The 16,558-nt window shown below is 69.5% G+C and carries 17 protein-coding genes; 9 read left to right on the forward strand and 8 right to left on the reverse strand.

What is annotated here, in order from left to right; genetic code table 11:
* Positions 1 to 229: 229 nt before the first annotated feature.
* The gene (locus ACWDRB_RS53195) at positions 230 to 1,444 is read right to left on the reverse strand and encodes an ROK family protein (RefSeq protein WP_397375014.1); all 1,215 of its coding nucleotides are present in this window, start codon (positions 1,442 to 1,444) and stop codon (positions 230 to 232) included.
* A 233-nt stretch (positions 1,445 to 1,677) separates the two neighbouring features.
* Positions 1,678 to 2,349, reverse strand: a complete 672-nt coding sequence (locus ACWDRB_RS53200) for a GntR family transcriptional regulator (protein ID WP_449908095.1) — start codon at positions 2,347 to 2,349, stop codon at positions 1,678 to 1,680.
* Positions 2,350 to 2,439: 90 nt separating this feature from the next.
* Between ACWDRB_RS53200 and ACWDRB_RS53205 the strand changes: the two genes are divergently transcribed.
* The 8 genes from ACWDRB_RS53205 (at position 2,440) to ACWDRB_RS53240 (ending at position 9,404) form a co-directional block, all read left to right on the forward strand.
* Complete coding sequence (locus ACWDRB_RS53205) at positions 2,440 to 3,237, forward strand: FAD binding domain-containing protein (protein ID WP_449908097.1); 798 nt, start codon at positions 2,440 to 2,442, stop codon at positions 3,235 to 3,237.
* A gap of 11 nt (positions 3,238 to 3,248) precedes the next feature.
* Entirely contained in the window at positions 3,249 to 3,749 is a 501-nt protein-coding gene (locus tag ACWDRB_RS53210; RefSeq protein ID WP_449908099.1) for a (2Fe-2S)-binding protein, read from the forward strand.
* Positions 3,749 to 5,128, forward strand: coding sequence for a xanthine dehydrogenase family protein molybdopterin-binding subunit (locus ACWDRB_RS53215; RefSeq protein WP_449908101.1), 1,380 nt, complete (start codon positions 3,749 to 3,751; stop codon positions 5,126 to 5,128). The genes ACWDRB_RS53210 and ACWDRB_RS53215 overlap by 1 nt, the downstream gene beginning before the upstream one ends.
* A gap of 3 nt (positions 5,129 to 5,131) precedes the next feature.
* Complete coding sequence (locus ACWDRB_RS53220; RefSeq protein ID WP_355202047.1) at positions 5,132 to 6,148, forward strand: xanthine dehydrogenase family protein molybdopterin-binding subunit; 1,017 nt, start codon at positions 5,132 to 5,134, stop codon at positions 6,146 to 6,148.
* Positions 6,138 to 6,995, forward strand: a complete 858-nt coding sequence (locus ACWDRB_RS53225; RefSeq protein ID WP_449908103.1) for an AAA family ATPase — start codon at positions 6,138 to 6,140, stop codon at positions 6,993 to 6,995. Before ACWDRB_RS53220 ends, ACWDRB_RS53225 begins: the two co-directional genes overlap by 11 nt.
* Entirely contained in the window at positions 6,988 to 8,103 is a 1,116-nt protein-coding gene (locus tag ACWDRB_RS53230) for a vWA domain-containing protein (protein ID WP_449908105.1), read from the forward strand. The genes ACWDRB_RS53225 and ACWDRB_RS53230 overlap by 8 nt, the downstream gene beginning before the upstream one ends.
* Positions 8,104 to 8,108: 5 nt before the next feature.
* Positions 8,109 to 9,017 (forward strand): amidohydrolase family protein, encoded by a 909-nt coding sequence (locus ACWDRB_RS53235; protein WP_449908107.1) that lies wholly within the window; start codon positions 8,109 to 8,111, stop codon positions 9,015 to 9,017.
* 105 nt (positions 9,018 to 9,122) lie between these two features.
* Positions 9,123 to 9,404, forward strand: a complete 282-nt coding sequence (locus tag ACWDRB_RS53240) for a YciI family protein (RefSeq protein WP_192783864.1) — start codon at positions 9,123 to 9,125, stop codon at positions 9,402 to 9,404.
* A gap of 187 nt (positions 9,405 to 9,591) precedes the next feature.
* Here ACWDRB_RS53240 and ACWDRB_RS53245 read toward each other — a convergent pair whose 3' ends face one another.
* Positions 9,592 to 11,019 carry an APC family permease gene (locus ACWDRB_RS53245; RefSeq protein ID WP_449908109.1) on the reverse strand — a complete coding sequence of 476 codons (1,428 nt, stop codon included), beginning with the start codon at positions 11,017 to 11,019 and terminating at the stop codon, positions 9,592 to 9,594.
* 13 nt (positions 11,020 to 11,032) lie between these two features.
* Complete coding sequence (locus ACWDRB_RS53250; RefSeq protein ID WP_350737903.1) at positions 11,033 to 12,124, reverse strand: Zn-dependent alcohol dehydrogenase; 1,092 nt, start codon at positions 12,122 to 12,124, stop codon at positions 11,033 to 11,035.
* 138 nt (positions 12,125 to 12,262) lie between these two features.
* Here ACWDRB_RS53250 and ACWDRB_RS53255 point away from each other — a divergent pair, with 138 nt between their 5' ends.
* Positions 12,263 to 13,852 (forward strand): PucR family transcriptional regulator, encoded by a 1,590-nt coding sequence (locus tag ACWDRB_RS53255; RefSeq protein ID WP_449908112.1) that lies wholly within the window; start codon positions 12,263 to 12,265, stop codon positions 13,850 to 13,852.
* Here ACWDRB_RS53255 and ACWDRB_RS53260 read toward each other — a convergent pair.
* The 4 genes from ACWDRB_RS53260 to ACWDRB_RS53275 all read right to left on the reverse strand — a co-directional run bounded on the left by ACWDRB_RS53260 (position 13,802) and on the right by ACWDRB_RS53275 (position 16,316).
* The gene (locus ACWDRB_RS53260) at positions 13,802 to 14,200 is read right to left on the reverse strand and encodes a hypothetical protein (RefSeq protein ID WP_449908114.1); all 399 of its coding nucleotides are present in this window, start codon (positions 14,198 to 14,200) and stop codon (positions 13,802 to 13,804) included. The two genes, ACWDRB_RS53255 and ACWDRB_RS53260, sit on opposite strands and share 51 nt — an antisense overlap.
* A complete protein-coding gene (locus ACWDRB_RS53265) occupies positions 14,125 to 14,613 on the reverse strand; it encodes a helix-turn-helix domain-containing protein (RefSeq protein ID WP_449908124.1) in 489 nt (162 codons plus the stop codon). Before ACWDRB_RS53265 ends, ACWDRB_RS53260 begins: the two co-directional genes overlap by 76 nt.
* 257 nt (positions 14,614 to 14,870) lie before the next feature.
* A complete protein-coding gene (locus ACWDRB_RS53270; protein WP_449908116.1) occupies positions 14,871 to 15,482 on the reverse strand; it encodes a hypothetical protein in 612 nt (203 codons plus the stop codon).
* On the reverse strand, positions 15,483 to 16,316 hold the full coding sequence (locus tag ACWDRB_RS53275; protein WP_449908118.1) for a polymorphic toxin-type HINT domain-containing protein: 834 nt from the start codon (positions 16,314 to 16,316) through the stop codon (positions 15,483 to 15,485).
* Positions 16,317 to 16,558: the final 242 nt, after the last annotated feature.

Genomic DNA, 16,558 nt, shown 5'->3' on the forward strand with positions numbered 1-16,558 from the left:
AAACGAGCGGGCCGCCGCACCGCTACAGGACGACCTCGCCGGTTCAGCCGAAGCCCACGCCCACCACCCGGGTGCCGGAGTCGGCGATGCTGCCGTGCCGTGGAGCCCATGATCACAGGCCGCCACAGCGGCAGAGGCCCGGCGCCCGACCGTTATCGACGGCTACGACCTCAATCGTTTACGGCACGGCTGTGCCGACTGGCTTGTCGGCGCGGCCGTCCTGATCCCATCAGCGCAGGGTGGCCAGTGTGTCGAGGGGGTTGTCCAGGAGGTTGGCGAAGGCGAGTTCGGCGGCACCGGCGAGCGTGGTGTCGTCGCCGAGGGCCGTCACGGCCAGGCGGACACGTTCGCGCGACACCGGCAGGACATGCGCGTCGATCCGGGCACGGACGCGTGACGCGGCGCCCGGGTAGACATCGCGGAGCATCCCGCCGAAGACCACGAGCGCCGGGTTGAACAGGTTGATGAGGTTGACGACGCCGACACCGAGCCAGTCGCCGATGCGGTCGAGGGCGTCCCGCGCGCGGGCGTCGCCGGTCCCGGCGAGTGCGACGACTGACCGGATACCGTCGCGTCCGACGAGTTCGCCGGACCGTCCCGCGTAGTCGAGCAGCGCCTCCTCCCCCACCTCGGCCTCCAGACAGCCGCGCGACCCGCACAGGCAGGGCCGCCCGTCGAACGGGTTGACCAGCATGTGCCCGAGTTCGCAGCCGTAGCCTCCGTCTCCGTCCAGGAGTTTGCCGCCGACGATGATCCCGCCGCCGACGCCGACGTCCCCGTGCAGGTAGATGAGGTTGTCGACGTCGCATCCCGCGCCGCGTACGTGCTCGGCGATCGCACCCAGGTGTGCCTCGTTGCCGACCTCGACGGGAAGCCCGAGACCGAGCCCGGCGGCCAGTTCCGCGCCGAACGCCTGGTCCACCCAGCCGAGGTGCGGCCCGTACCGGACCGTGCCGTCGGCGCGCCTGATCAACCCGCAGTACGACGCGCCCACACCCACGCACAACGCGCCCGGACCGGCCCCGGCGACCAGTTCGCGGCCGAAGGTGGCGAGGACGCCGACGACGTCCTCCAGGTCGACCCCGGCGCGGGTGCGCACGGCCTCGCGGCGGTCGAGGACCCGGCCGCCGAGCCCGACACGGGCCGCGAGCAGCCGGTCCACGGCGACGTCGAACGCGAGCCCGTACAGCGTCCCCTGCTCGGGCATGACGACGATGGACGGCCGCCCAGCGCGACCCCGCCCGATGGGGACGTCCTCGCGGACGAGCCCGGCGGCGGCGAGTTCGGCGGTCAGGTCCATGATGGTGCTGCGGTTGAGGCCCATCCGGCGGCTGAGCGCGGCCCGTGACACGGCCCCGTCCTTATGGACGCGCCGCAGCACCTCACTCAGGTTTCGTTGCCGCATCTGCTCCTGTGTCCGCGCGCCCGCCACCGATCCCGTCATCCCCGCCAGCCTAGGCCGGGGTCGGTACTTGTGAACAGCAGGACCGCCATGAGCGCGACCCACTGGTAACAAGCGTTCCGAGGCGAGGAGCTACATCTCAGGGAGGGACGCGATCACCGAGTACCGGTGAACTCTGCGCCTACCAATGACCTCATTTACTAAGTGGTGATCAACGGCGGCGGTCGCGCACGGTAGCGGGGAACACCGGCCGGCGTCGAGAAAGGTGCTGACCCCTAATGTTTCGGCGTTCCGTAAGGGTCGTGCGGCGTGTCGGCGTAGGCCCACTGATGGTCACGGGCGTGACGGCAGGCGACCTCGACGTCCCCCGCGCGCATGACGTCCAGCAGCTCGCGGTGCTCGTCGGCGACCCGCTCGAGTTTCGGCCTGGTGACCATGAGAGCGATGGCCGTGCGCGCCTCGATCTGCAGCGCCTCCCAGGCGCGGGTCAGCAGCGCGTTGCCGCCGGCCTGCACGACGTGCCGGTGAAACCGCGCGCTGGCCAGGCCGATGCCGTGCACGTCGTCGTCCTGGGCACTGCGGTACATCTCCTCGACCGCCTCCCCCAGCCGGTCGAAGGGGAGGGTTCCGGCCAGCATGGCGAGCCGCGTCGCGGTCTCCTCAAGGGCCGCCCGCACGATGTACGCCTCGCGGATGGTCTGCTCGGCGAAGGGAAGCACCCGGCTGCCGTGACGAGGCCGGCCGTCGATGAGGCCGAGGCCCTCAAGCTGCCGGAGCGCCTCCCGGACCGGGGCCTGACTCGTTCCGAACTCGATGGCGATCTTCGTCTCGATGAGCCGGTCTCCCTCGCCGAGTTCGCCGGAGACGATCCGTTGCAGCAGACCGTCGCGGATCTGTCGGCTCAGCGTCGGTCGCGCGGAGCGCGGGCTCCCCGTGGGTTCCGACAAGAAACCTCCTGACGTTGAGGGCCCAGAGGGCCCTTGACTCTTCGATCATGCCACGTAAGTTAATTATCGATATCGATAAGTGGAGTGCACATGCTGACCTCCGTTCAGACACCCGAGAGTCCCGAAGCGGCTCATGCCGCGCTTCAGGCCGGGGCCGTGCCTCTCGGCGGCGGCACCTACCTGCTGGCCCGCCTGGACGATCAGGCCGGCCGCGACCTGCGGCTGGTCAGCCTGCGCCGGGCGGGACTGTCCGGCATCGACGTCGAAGGCGACACGGTGGCCCTGGGCGCGGCCACCACTCTCGCCGACATCGAGGACGACGATCGGCTGAGCTACCTGTCCGGCTGTGTGCGGTCGATCGCCGCGCCACCGGTCCGCAGCCTCGCCACCGTGGCGGGCAACCTTTTCGTGCCCCAACCGTACGGCGACCTGGCGGCGGCTCTTCTGGCCCTGGACGCGGAGCTGGACGTGCTCGGTGCCGACGGGGCCCGCCGCGAGCCGCTCGAGCGGGTCGTCACCGGCGGCCTGCGGGCGGGCGACCTGGTGACCCGCGTCCGGTTCACCGCTCCGGCCAAGGACGCGTTCCGGTTCTACAAGGCGAGCCGGCGGCGGCTCAACTCGGGATCCATCGTGACGGTGGCGGCCCGGATCACGATCGAGGACGGCCTGGTCGGTGACATCCGTCTCGTGCTCGGCGGCCTGGCGCGGCGCTTGGTACGCGCGGTCGGCGCCGAGCGCGTTCTGCTGGGCGCGCCGCTGAACGCCCAGGTCGTCGCCCAGGCAGCCGGCGCCGACGTCATCGAGCCGTTCGACGACGCCTACGCCTCCGCCTGGTACCGCGCTCGGGTCTACCCCGTCCACCTGCGTCGCGCCCTGCTGGGGACCTGAAAGGGGATCGCATGCCCTCGACAATCGTCACGCTCAAGGTGAACGGCACCGAGCGGGAGCTGATCGCCCGGCCGTCGACGACGCTGCTGAGCGCGCTGCGCGACACATTGGGACTGATGGGGGCCAAGCGCGGCTGCGCGCAAGGGGGCTGCGGCAGCTGCACGGTGCTGCTCGACGGCCGGCCCGTGGTCTCGTGCCTGATTCCCATCGTGACGATCGACGGCTCTGCCGTGGAGACGATCGAGGGCCTGGCCGAGGGCGACCGGCTCGGCGACGTACAGCAGGCGTTCGTCGACCTCTTCGCGACGCAATGCGGGTTCTGCACCCCGGGGATGATCATGTCCGCCACGGCCCTGCTCAACCGGAAGCCGGATCCGACCCGCCAGGATGTCACCGAGGCGATCTGCGGGAACGTCTGCCGCTGCACGGGATACGAGCCGATCATCGCCGCCGTCCTCGCCGCCGCGCAACGCCGCAGCGCCCCGCTCACGAACGCGGAGGCCGAGGTCTGATGGCGCGCCTCACCCCGATCGACACCGCGTACTTCAAGGGCGAGCGCTCGGACGACTTCGCCGTCATCGGCTCCGCCGTCCCGCGCTCGGACGCCCGCGCTCACGTCACCGGCCGCACGGTCTTCTTCGAGGACATGGCGCTGCCGGAGATGACGCACGTCAAGATCCACCGGTCCACGCGGCACCACGCCCTCATCAACCGGGTCGACGTCTCCGGCGCCCTCGGGGTCCCGGGCGTGCTTCGGGTCATCACCCACCAGGACGTGCCGAACAACTGGTACACCGTGCTGCGCCTGATCGGCGTGGGACCTGACGACGAGCCGGTGCTGGCCGAGGATCGGGTCCTCTACCGCGGCGAGCCGATCGTCGCCGTCGTCGCCGAGACCGAGGACGCCGCCCGCGAGGGCGCGGCCCGGGTCACGGTCGACTACACCGACCTGCCCGCCGTCCTCGACGTCGAGGAGGCGCTGGCCGACGGCGCCCCGATCATCAAGCAGGCGGGCGCCAACCACTTCGTGTATGAGGGACATCACTGCCGCCGGATCCGCTTCGGCGACGTCGAGCGAGGTTTCGCCGAGGCGGACCGCATCATCGAGGGCCGCTACAGCTCCTCCCCCATCGAACACGCGCCGACCGAGCCGACCGGCTGCATCGTCGTCCCTCAGGGCGACGGCCGGCTGCGCATACACACCAACACCCAGGCCGCCTTCTTCACCCTCGACAACACCGCGCTCATCCTCGGCGTCCCGCCTACCAGCCTGCGCGTCGTCGGGGGCACCGTGGGGGGCGGCTTCGGCGGCAAGGTCGACGTCATCGTCGAGCCGCTCGCGTGCATCGCCGCCATGCTCACCGGCCGGCCGGCCAAGTACGTCTACAGCCGCGCCGAGGAGATGCAGGTGTCGTCCCCCCGAGCGGCCGAGCGCATCTCCATCAAGGACGGCGTCATGGACGACGGCCGGATCGTCGCCCGCAAGATCACGCTCTACGTGGACGCGGGCGCGTACTCCCGGCACAGCCCGTACGGCACCACCAAGGCGGCGGCGCACATGCCCGGCCCGTACACGATCCCGAACGTCCATGTCGACGCGTACTGCGTCTACACCAACCGCACGCCATCCAGCGCCATGCGCGGGTTCGGCGTCACGATCGGCGACTTCGCGCTGGAGTCGCACATGGACCGCATCGCCCGGGAGCTGAACATGGACCCGCTGCGGCTCCGGCTCAAGAATGCCTACCGGGACGGCGACATGAAAGCTCATCGCAAGATCGCGTCCGGCACGGCGTTGGTCGAGGTGATCCAGAGCGCCGCCGACCTGGTGGGGCACGACCTTCCGCCGGAGTACCGGGCGATGTCCTCGACCGAACGACCGGAGGGCTGAGCGATGGCGTTACGGCATGGCCGCGGATACGCGGCGGTCAACTACCCGACCGGCATGAACCTCGGCGGGGACCCGTCGCAGGCACTCGTCCACGCCACCACGATGGGCGGATTCGTCGTCACGCTCTCCTCGGTGGATCTCGGCCAGGGGTTGCGGACGGTCATCGCCCAATGCGCGGCCGAGACACTCGGCATCCCGATCGAGAACGTCATCGTCGACACCGCCGACACCGACACCGGCCCGCACTGCATGGGAACGTTCGCCAGCCGCGGCACCCACCGCGTCGGCAACGCCGTGATCATGGCGGCGCGCGAGGCCAGGGAGGTCATGCTCCAGGTCGCCGCCGACGAACTGGAGGTCGACGCGGAGGACCTGGAGACCGACGGCACGGGCTTCGTCCGCCTCAAGGGATCGTCGGAAAAGAAGATCCACATCAGCGACGTCGCGCTCGCCGCGCACTTCCGGCAGGGCCGGACCATCTCCGGCCGGGGCATCTACCTCAAGGAGCCGAGCTCCCCGGTGCCGGAGACCGGCGAGATGGATCCGGACTCCTGCCAGGCGCACGCGTGCACGGTGGCCGAGGTCGCGGTCGACGACGAGACCGGCGTGATCGAGGTGCTGCGGCTCTACAACACCTACGAGATCGGCCGGGCGCTCAACCCGGCCCTCGCGACGCAGCAGGTCGAGGGCGGCGCCTGGATGGGCCTGTCGCACGCGTTGTTCGAATCGACCGAACCGTACTATCCGCACTCGCGCGAGCACGGCCCGGTCGATTTCACGGAGTACCTGATGCCCGGGCCGGCCGACATCCCGGCGCAGACGAGCCTGTTCCTCGAACGGCCCGCCGACAACGGGCCGTTCGGGGCCAAGGGGATCGGTGAGATGACGGCGAACGCGCCGATCCCCGCGATCGCCAACGCCGTGTACGACGCGGTCGGCGTACGGCTGACGAGCATGCCCTTCACCCCGGAGAAGGTGCTGCGCGGACTCGACGAGCTGCGGGCCGGCCGTGCTGGTTGATCAGGACGCGCTGGACCGGCGGCTGGGCGCGGAGGGCTACCTCGCCGACGAGGGTCTGCTCACCGCCCTTCACCTGGCAGGCACGCTCGGGCTCCCGCTGCTGCTGGAGGGCGAGCCGGGGGTCGGCAAGACCGAGGTCGCGAACGTCCTGGCCCGGATCCTCGGCCGCGAGCTGATCCGGCTTCAGTGCTACGAAGGGCTGGACGCCTCCCAGGCCCTGTACGAGTGGGACTACCCCAAACAGTTGCTGTCCCTGCGGGCCGCCGAGGTGGAGGGGCGCGGCGTCGGCGACCTGTACCGCGAGGAGTTCCTGCTGCAGCGGCCGTTACTGCGGTCGCTGCGGGCGGCGTCCGGCGCGGTGCTGCTGATCGACGAGATCGACCGGGCGGACAGTGAGTTCGAGGCCTTCCTTCTCGAGTTCCTCGGCGACTTCCAGATCACCATCCCGGAGATCGGCACCATCACGGCGGCGAGCGTCCCGTTCGTCGTCCTCACCTCGAACCGGACCCGCGAACTGCACGACGCGCTCAAGCGCCGATGCCTCTACCACTGGATCCCCTTCCCCGACGCCGAACGGGAGCGAGCGATCATCCGGGCGCAGGCGCCGGGCCTGGACGAGAGGAGCGCGGCGCGCCTCGTGGCCGCCGTGCATCGCATCCGCGGGCTGGCTCTGCTGAAACGCCCGGGCATCGCCGAGTCGGTCTCCTGGGCCCGCGGCGTGCAGACGCTGACCCGCGAGGGTTCGAGCTGGCTGGAGGCGATGCGCCGGTCCGCGGGGCTGCTCGTCAAGCACGAGGAGGACCTCACGCTCCTCGGCCGCCACACCGCGGAGGTGTTCGGTGACTGAGCAGTCCCTCGTCGTACGCGTCGGCGATCATGTGCACGGGTTCCTGCGGGACCTGCACGATCGGGGCCTGCCCGTACCGGTGCCCAAGCAGCGGGTCTTCCTTCAGGCGATCGAGGCCGTCGGCCCGCGCGACGCCACACACCTCTACTGGATCGGGGTGGCCACGCTCACCACCTCCCACGAAGACCTGGAGGTGTACTCCCCCACGTTCGAGCGCTGGTTCGGGGAGGTTACGGCACGGCGCATCCCCGATGAGGAGTCCCCCGACGACGAGGCCTCCGCGCCGCGCGGGAAGGGGGGCGAGGCTCCTCTCACGGCGACGTACGGCGGGGAGGCGGGCCTGAAGGCCGGCTCCTCGGAGCGCGAGAGACGCCCGGTGTTCGGCCCGGCGAGCGAGGACGACCGGGCCGTGCTCTCGCTGCTGCGGCGGGAACTACCCGGAGCGGTGCCGACGATCCGGTCGCGACGTCGGCGGCCTGCCCGGCGAGGTCCGTGGATCGACGTCGCCAGGATCTGCCGTGAGTCCAGGCGCAGCCACGGGGAGATCGTGACGTTGCACCGGCGCAACCGTCCGCGGCGGCAGCGCCGTGTGCTGCTGCTCATCGACGTGTCGGGGTCGATGAAGCAGCACAGCGCCCACTACCTCCGCTTCGCCCACGCCGTGGTCGGCCGGCTCGACCGCGTCGAGGTGTTCACCTTCGGCACCCGGCTGACCCGCGTCACCGAGCAGCTGCGCGCACGGCACGTCGACGCGGCCGTCGGCTCGCTGAGCGACGTCGTCCTGGACGCCGAGGGCGGGACGCGGATCGGCGCCTCGCTCCAGGAGTTCCTCGCCAACGCCCGGCATGTCACCGTGGCGCGCGGCGCCCTGACGATCGTGCTCTCCGATGGCCTGGAACGCGGCGACTGCCGGCCCATGCAGGCGGCCGTACGGCGGTTGTCGCTGCTGAGCCACCGGTTGCTGTGGTGGTCGCCGCTCGCCTGCGACCCGGCGTACCAGCCGATCACCCGCGGCATGTCGGCCGTGCTCGGCAGCGTGGACGCGCTCGCGGGCGTGCGCGACCTGCGTACGGCGTACGAGCAGGTACAGACCTTGATCAGGGAGTGATCGTCATGCCGGAGGCGACCCGCTACTCGGGCGACATCGTCGACTCGCATCACCACATCTGGCGGGCCGGGGACCTGCCCTGGCTGTCCGGACCGATGGTGCCGCGGATCTTCGGCCCGTACGAGCCGATCAGGCGGGACTACCTGATCGACGAGTACGTCGCCGACGCCACGGCCGCAGGCATCGGCGAGTCGGTCTACGTGCAGACGAACTGGCCGCTCGACCGGGTTGTGGACGAGGTGCGCTGGCTTCACGAGGTTCATCAGGAGACGGGCCGGCCGATGGCCGTCATCGGATCGGCCGACATGTTCGACGAGAGCGCTCCGGACACCATGCGACGACAGGCCGCGCTCACGCCGCTCATCCGGGGGATCCGTCAGCAACTGCACTGGCACGAGCGCCCGGAGTTCCGGTTCGCCGCCGCGCCCGACCGTATGAAGGATCCGGTCTTCCGTAAGAACATCGGCGCGCTCGCCGACCACGGCTGGCTGTTCGAGCTGCAGGTCTTTCCCGAACAGATGCCGGATGCGGTCGAGCTGGCGGCGGCCTTCCCTGATGTCACCTTCGTCCTGGTGCACGCGGGCATGCTCATCGGGCTCGAGTGCCTCGAGTCGTGGCGGACCGGGATGGCCGCGCTGGCCGAGCAGCAGAACATCGTCGTCAAGCTCACCGGGCAGGGCACCTTCGTCCACCGGGTGGATCCCGACCTCATCTCCTTTGTCGCAGACGAGGTGATCGGCTGGTTCGGCGCCGGCCGAGCCATGTTCGGCACCAACTTCCCGGTCGAGAAGATCTGGACCACGATGCCGCACCTGGTCGACGCGTGGAAGAACGCACTGACTCATCTCCCACCCGCCGACCAGCACGACATCTTCGCCGGCAACGCACGACGGGTGTACGGGCTGGAGGGCTGACCTGAAACTGCTGGGACTCGGGCCGTGGGGCTCGGAGGGCTTCGACCGGCGACGTCAGACGGTCCCGGTCGCCAACGGAATTGACGTGAAAAGGAGTATCTCGGAATGGCACTGTTCGTCCTGACCTACGGCTACAACGACACCCCGCTGAGAGCGGAGCGCCGCGAAGACCATCTCGCACACCTGAACAAGCTCTTTGAGCAGGGCAGCCTCGTCGCGGCCGGCCCTTACACGGACCTGACGGCCGGCATGATCGTCCTACAGGCCGAGGACGAGACCGCGGCGCAGGCGCTCGTCGACCAGGACCCGTACACACAACTACAGGTCACCAGGGATCGCCGGCTGCGCCAGTGGCGCGTGACGGTCGGCTCGCTCGGCTCTGGCTAGAGTTCACCCCTAAGGTCGTCCGACGCCAGCCCCACTGGGCTGATCGAGCGGTCCTGGCCGCGCCGGCGCGACTCCTGCCGCCGAGGTTGCGGGCTCATCGGCTGGTGACGCCGGGCGCCCTGCCGGCTTGGCACTGCCCGCGGCGCCCCGACGACCGCCGACAACCTGAGCACGCTCCTGCCCGGCTTCAGGCCATCTCGGGGAAGTCGGTCTCGGTGGTGCCGATCGCCCGGATCGCGGCCGGTCGTGCCGAACGCAGGTAGCCGTACCAGGCCAGTGTCACCAGGACCGTGGCGAAGAACGCGAGGACCACGAAGTTCAGCGGCCACTGCGGCCAGGGAACCACGTTGACCCAGAACACGTAGGCCATCCCGGCCACCGACACCACCACGCAGGGCCACACCAGCGGCAGCCGTACGCCCTCGCGGCGCAGGAAGATCGGCGTGGCCAGCGCGACGACCGCATAGGCGATCATGTAGCCGTAGGTGCCGTAGGTGTCGACGTTGACCACGATCTCCATGCCGTCCACGCCGAGCGCGAACAGGACCGCGGTGAGCAGCACGACCCCGGGCGCGACGGCCAGGATGGCGCGGTGCGGCGTCTGCTGGGTGCGGTGGGTACGGCCGAGCGAGGCGGGCAGCACGCCCTCCTTGCCCATGACGAACACGATCCGCCCGATGACGTTGATCGGCGCGACCACCACGGCGAAGAACGACGCGGTGACGCCGAGGCTGAGGACCGGCCTGATCCAGTCGGGCAGCCCGGCGGCCTTGGCCAGCTCGTCCAGCGGGTTCGCGCTCGCGCCGAGGTCGCCGAGCGAGTGGAATCCGGCGACCTGCACGTAGGATGCGAAAATGTAGAGCAGGCCGACGCCGAACGCGCTCCACATGATGGCCCGCGGGATGGCCTTGAACGGGTCCTTGGCCTCCCGGCCGAGCGCGTCGGAGCTGGAGAAGCCGACGAAGCCGAGGATGCCCAGCACCATGCCGACCGCGACGCCGTGCGGGGCGGCTCCCGAGAGCGTCAGCTGGTCGGTATCCACGACCGGGCCGCCGCCCCAGAAGAGCACCACGACCAACATCAGCGTGATGATCGTGATGGAGACGACCTCCAGGATCAGCGAGATCCTGGCCGACAGCCGGATGCCCCACACGGTGAACAGCGTGGCCAGCGAGCCGATCACGACGGCCAGCAGAACGTTCCATGCCGTGCCCTCGATCGGCAGCCCGATCTGCGACAAAAAGACGGTGAAGTGGTAGACGGCCCCGCCGAGCGAGCCGGCCGCGATGCCGAAGCAGCCGATGATGAGCGTGACGCCTGTGAGGTACGCACCGAAGGGCCCCAGGCCCTGCGCGGCGTAGTTGTAGAGCGAGCCCGCCGAGGCGCGCCGCTTGGCGAACTGGGCGATGCAGTAGCCGACGGCCAGGATCACGATCGTGGCCAGCGTGAACGACAGCCACGAGGCGTTGCCCGAGCCGGCGTAGATGCCGGCCACGCTGAAGGCGATGACCGCGCTCGGCGCGATGTTGGCGAGGGCCTGGGCGACGACCTCGCCGGCCGACATCGCGCCCTTCTTGAGGCCGCTTTCGGCCTGCACTACAGGTGTCTGGGTCATGGGGGATGTCTCCTCAGGGGATCAGGAGGGTACGCAGTGCCTCGCCGCTGGCCAGGGCTTCCAGCGCGAGGGGGGCCTCGTTGAGTGCGGCGCGGCGGCTGACCAGCTGGTCGAGCCGGAGCAGGCCGTCCATGTAGCGGTCGACCAGCGCGGGGATGTCGATCGCCGGGCGGACGCTGCCGTAGTTCGAGCCGAGGATGCGCTGGTCGGCCTCGGCCAGTACGAGCGGGTCGAAGCGGGCCAGGGTGTTCTTGGGTGGCAGGCCGACCGCGACGGCCGCGCCGCCCAGGCCGAGCATCTTGATGGCGGCCTCCAGCGTGGACTGGTGGCCCACCGCGTCGAAGGCGTAGTCGACGCCGTCGGGCAGCAGGTCGCGCAGCGCCTCGACCGGGTCCTCGGCCGGCAGCTGGTCGGTGGCGCCGAGGGCGGCGGCCAGGGCGGTCTTCTCCTGCCGGGTGTCGATGGCGATGATCCGCTCGGCGCCGGCCAGCTTGGCGCCCTGCACGACGGACAGCCCGACGCCGCCGCAGCCGATCACGGCCACCGTGCTGCCCGGCACCACCGCGGCGGTGTTGGTCACGGCGCCCACCCCGGTCGCGACCGCGCAGCCGACCAGCGCGACCGTGTCGAGCGGGGCGTCGTCGCGGACCTTGACCGCGCCGGAGGCGGGCACGACGGCCTCCTCGGCGAAGGACGAGACACCCAGGTAGTGGTAGACGGTCTCGCCGCCGCGGCTGAGCCTGCTGGTGCCGTCCTGCAGCACGCCGCCCGGGGCCACGACGTTGGCCGCGACCTGGCAGCGGGCCTCGTGGCCGGACCGGCAGTACCGGCACCGGCCGCAGGGGGCCACCCACGACAGCACCACGTGATCGCCCTCGGCCAGGCTGGTGACGCCCGGCCCGAGCGCGGTGACGACGCCGGAGCCCTCATGGCCCATCACCAGGGGAGCCTGGACGTCCCACTCGCCACGCCGCACGTGGAGGTCCGATCCGCACACTCCGGCAGCGGCGATCTTCACCCGTACCTCGCCCGGACCGGGCGGGGCCAGGTCCACGTCCTGGATCACGACGGGGGACTCCGCCGACTCGAATACCGCGGCTCGCACCTGACCTCCTCGATAGGGCCGGGAATAGGGAAGATGGCACCCGGCGTTACGGAACGTAATGGTCATGGTATGAATTGCCGCGTTGATGAGGCATGTGGCCAAATGTCCATTGACCAGGGATTAGGGCGACGATTCGCTATGTTGGAGACGGTTGGGGACGTCGCTCAGCGCTTCGGGCTGCGCGTGCTGTCCGGCGACTCCGCGCTCGACCGGCCCATCCGCTGGACCCATCTGTCGGAGCTCGCTGACCCCACCCCGTGGCTGCAGGGCGGCGAGCTGCTGCTGACCGTGGGCCTCACCCTCGACGATCCCGCCGGGCAGCGCGCCTATGCCGAACGGCTGGTCAAGGCCGGAGTGGCCGCGATCGGCTTCGGTGTCGGGCCACACCACACCAGGACCCCGCAGGCCCTCGTCGACGCGGCGCAAGCGTGCGGCCTGCCGATCCTCGAGGTGCCCGCCGGGGTCGCCTTCCAGGATGTCACCTTCGAGCTCAACGCCGACCTGCTGCGCTCCGACGCGGCACAGGCCCGGCTGATCGCCGAGGGCGTCTCGGCCATGACCCGGGTGGCCCGCAGCGCGGGCACGCAGGGCATCGTCACCGTGCTGGCCGCCCGCATCGACAGCTGGGCCGTACTGCTCGACCGGCACGGCAAGGTGCACGCGGCCGTGGGCGCCGCACGGGTGCACCTCGACGACGCCCGGGCCGCCGCCTCCGGCCAGCGCTCCCGCATCAGGCACCCCAACATCACCGCGTACGGCGTGGGCGATCCCATCCGACCGCGCGCTCACCTGGTCGTGGCCGCGCGCCCCGACAGGATCAGCCTCACCAGGGAGCTGGCCCAGCACGCCGCGCTCCTGCTCGACCTGGCGCTCAACCCGCTCAGCGGCGGCGACACCTGGCATCTGACCAGGGCTGACGCGGTGGACGCGCTCATGTCCGGGGATCAGGGACTCATCGAGCGGGTGGCCGCCCGATGGAACCTGCCGGCCGGCAACGTGGCCGTGGCGCTGCTGCGCTCGCGCTCGCGTGCCGTACCGCTGGAGGAGAACGTGCTGGACTGGTGCACCCAGCTGGACCTGCCGCAGCTCGTCAGCTCCGACTCCGCCCAGGTCACGGTGCTGGTCCCGGAGGATGAGCTGGGCCGCTGGGCCGATCGCGTGCGCGCGGCCGCCGACGACGGCGTCCCTGCCCGCTGCGGCGTGGGTACGGCACAGCCGCTCGCACGCGCTGAGCTCAGCCGCCAGCAGGCCGAGCAGGCGCTGGCCGTGGCCGTCGCCGACGCCGAGCCCATGGTCGCCTTCGGCGAGCTGGCCACCGGGCGGCTGGTGCTGCAGCGACTCGACCCGGCCGCGCAGGCGGCGCTGCGTTCACCGTTGCTGCCGCTGCTGGACAACCCGATGCTGCTGCGGTCGCTGCAGGTGTTCCTCAGCGAGAACGCCAGCTGGGAGGCCGCCTCGTCACAGCTCGGCATCCACCGGCACACGCTGCGCCAGCGCATAGCCCGGGTGGAGGAGCTGACCGGTCTGTCGATCAACGCCACCGAGGACCGGGTGATCGCCTGGCTGGCGCTGCAGGCACTGGTGACCCATCAGCCGTGGTATCCGGGGGCCGTTGGTACCGGGACTGATGTGGCCGGTGCTCGTTGTAGTGGATCAGATACTCGCGGAGCACGAAGGTCAGGTGGCGTTCGTCCTCGGCGTCCGCGGCAGGCCGGTGATGGCCCGTAGCCCTTCGGCTTTGAAAACCTCCCGAAAGGCGGAGGTGAGAAGCGGGTCCCGATCGTGGATCAGGAACCGCAGCTCGGCGATACGGTCGCCCACGTCCATGGCCAGGTTACGGGCCTGCTGCACCATCCACGCCCCGGTCGGGTGCGCGGTCACTCCGGCCAGGTGCAATCGCCGGGTGCCGTGCTCGATGAAGACCAGCACATACAGCCGCTTGAGCAGCACCGTCTCGACCACCAGGAAGTCGCACGCGATGATCGCATGGGCTTGAGCGGTCAGGAACTGCCGCCAGGTCGGCCCGGCCCGGCGGGGCGCCGGATCGATACCGGCCGCGTGCAGGATCTCCCACACTGTAGATGCTGTCGCACGGTCGCTGCACTGACCTGCAAGCCGAGGCCAACCAGTTCACCGTGTACCCGCCGATACCCCCACCTCGGGTTCTCCCGTGCCAGGCGGAGGACCAGATCCCGGACCTCCTTGCTCATTCCGGGACGACCAGGGCGGTGGGAATAGGTCCACGAGCGTTTGATCAAACGGCGATGCCATGCCAACAAGGTGCCCGGGGTGACCAGCCGATGCGCCCGCAGCACCGCAGGTAGGAAGCGGGCCAAGGCCGCCAGGAGCGCCCGATCGGCCCAGTCCGGCCTCGGGCGGGCGAGCTGACGCTTCAACACGGCCACCTCATGGCGGAGCACCATGATCTCGACGTCCTTGGACGCCTGGCCACGTCCCAGCGACACCAGCCGGCCGAACACCCGAACCATGATCAGATACAGCAGACGAACCGGCACAAGCCGCGATCTCGCCCGTACCGCTGCTGAAGGTCAAAAACGCAGATCAAGCACCCTGCGATGCGTTATGAAGCGGTACAGGTTCGGATCACGTCATTCTTCCGCTCCGATCAGGTGCTTTCCACGGACATATCTGCAAGCGGGTAGTGAAGGGCACCCAGTGCTGCTGGGTGCCCTTCGGCCGTTCGATCAGTATCCGGGCGAGTCGGACACCGTTCGAGCGGGCTCTTCTACAGCAATGCGCGAGTGTCCAGCCATTCCTGTACCTCGGCGCTGATCTGCGGATCGGTCACCTTGCTGGAAACCCATGGCAGGGCGAACAGAATCATTTCCACCTCCTGCAAGGCGGAAAACCGGTGATCCGGCTGGAAGTCGGCCGACTGGGACTCGACGCCGACGGGCTCGTAGAAGTCATCGTCTGCGGCGTCGTACTCGGCCCTCCTTCCACGAGCATCTGCAACCGCCTGTTCTCTTGAAAGTGGCATGTGCTCAAGAGCCCATTCGGCAGATCCATCGGGCGTGAGGACCTCCGGGAGTTCGTTGACGGGTGGATTGATGCGAAGTGCCATGGCCGCGAGCCTGAGGAGCCAGTACGCGCCGAGCGACGGACTGATGTCCCCGCGGTCGACGGCAACCGTCACCACCGTCGCACCGAGCTCGAAGTCTTCTTTTCGCTGATCAGGTGCGACCTGCTGAAAAGGACTCACGCCGATCTCAATCGACTCGAATACCGAGAGCCACCACTGGGGTGAGGCTCCTTCCGGGAAGCGACCACTGACCCACTCGGGCAGATCAGCGAGCGGGACACCTCGGAGTTCTGGAAGTCCAGCTTGTGCAGCCATCTACGGTGCCTTCCCACCGTAGTCTGTGATTACTCGCCGCGGGATCCTGATCCCGGCCAGGCCGAACGCATCGACGCCTCGCTGGATGAACGTGGCCGCACACTCGGTGCATGGCGTGTAGTGACCGGTGAAATTGTCGAACATCGTCACCGCGCCCTGGCTGTTGAAGGCGATCTGGCCGGCGGCCGTTACTTTCCCGCCGCCTGAGGCGATGGTGTGATGAATGCCAGGACCGGCGGGGACGATGTTCAACTGACCATTCTCTCCCACGGTCCATAGGAAGGTTCCGCCCCCGGACGTCGCACGCAAGAACTCCGGTGAGCCCGCGGCGATCCGGGACACGCCCGCGAGGTCTGCTTCCATTTGTTCGATGGGCAGGTCGTCGGGCTTGCTGTTGGAGACGGGTCCGCAATTGCTGTTGTGCACCAGGACCGGCGTGTCACCGGCCAGAGCATAGTACGTGTGGACGTCTGCCACTGTCAGGTTGTGCACCTGCTGGATCGCAGTCCACCGCTTGACCGCCGTGACCTGTACGTAGGTGCCCGAAGAGGTCCGCAACCACATGCCGGGCTTGAGGTCGGTCGCGAACATCCATCGGTCGAGTTTTTCCACCCAGAACGGATGCTCATCGGTGGCCACAATCACCCCGCCGGAGTCGCCGGTCTCGGTCCGACGCCTATCGGTAACGGTGACCTGGACCAGATTCCTCTCGCTTTCGCCGGCGAACACCGCCAGAACGGACTTGGCCTGGGATTCTCCCGTCTCCGGATCCGTGGCCAGCATTTCATCGCCGACTTGTACCTCTGAGATCGGTTTCGTCGTGCCATCGGCCATCAGCCATCAGCCATCAGCCATCAGCACTTCGGTGTCAGGGGTGAAGCTGTTACAGCGGCGCACCAGTGTTCCGAGGAACTTTCCCGAATCCCCGCCGAGGGGCACGAGCCCGACCAAGTCCCATACCGCGCCTTCGGTGTCTCCCTCGGGTGTGTCCAGTCAGTGGCTCTGGCCCACTTTCGGTGGTGACGGAGTGTGGTTAGCCGAGCAGGATGCGGTGGCGAAGGAGAACGAACCCGGCG

The organism is Nonomuraea sp. NPDC003707, from assembly GCF_053587055.1.

Bases quoted from the DNA above. Each gene is read 5' to 3' on its own strand.
- ACWDRB_RS53215 (WP_449908101.1), top strand. From the start codon at position 3,749: ATGGCGCGCCTCACCCCGATCGACACCGCGTACTTCAAGGGCGAGCGC.
- ACWDRB_RS53240 (WP_192783864.1), top strand. From the start codon at position 9,123: ATGGCACTGTTCGTCCTGACCTACGGCTACAACGACACCCCGCTGAGA.
- ACWDRB_RS53205 (WP_449908097.1), top strand. From the start codon at position 2,440: ATGCTGACCTCCGTTCAGACACCCGAGAGTCCCGAAGCGGCTCATGCC.
- ACWDRB_RS53210 (WP_449908099.1), top strand. From the start codon at position 3,249: ATGCCCTCGACAATCGTCACGCTCAAGGTGAACGGCACCGAGCGGGAG.
- ACWDRB_RS53255 (WP_449908112.1), top strand. From the start codon at position 12,263: ATGTTGGAGACGGTTGGGGACGTCGCTCAGCGCTTCGGGCTGCGCGTG.
- ACWDRB_RS53270 (WP_449908116.1), bottom strand. From the start codon at position 15,482: ATGGCTGCACAAGCTGGACTTCCAGAACTCCGAGGTGTCCCGCTCGCT.
- ACWDRB_RS53195 (WP_397375014.1), bottom strand. From the start codon at position 1,444: ATGACGGGATCGGTGGCGGGCGCGCGGACACAGGAGCAGATGCGGCAA.
- ACWDRB_RS53275 (WP_449908118.1), bottom strand. From the start codon at position 16,316: ATGGCCGATGGCACGACGAAACCGATCTCAGAGGTACAAGTCGGCGAT.
- ACWDRB_RS53265 (WP_449908124.1), bottom strand. From the start codon at position 14,613: ATGGTTCGGGTGTTCGGCCGGCTGGTGTCGCTGGGACGTGGCCAGGCG.
- ACWDRB_RS53245 (WP_449908109.1), bottom strand. From the start codon at position 11,019: ATGACCCAGACACCTGTAGTGCAGGCCGAAAGCGGCCTCAAGAAGGGC.
- ACWDRB_RS53220 (WP_355202047.1), top strand. From the start codon at position 5,132: ATGGCGTTACGGCATGGCCGCGGATACGCGGCGGTCAACTACCCGACC.
- ACWDRB_RS53235 (WP_449908107.1), top strand. From the start codon at position 8,109: ATGCCGGAGGCGACCCGCTACTCGGGCGACATCGTCGACTCGCATCAC.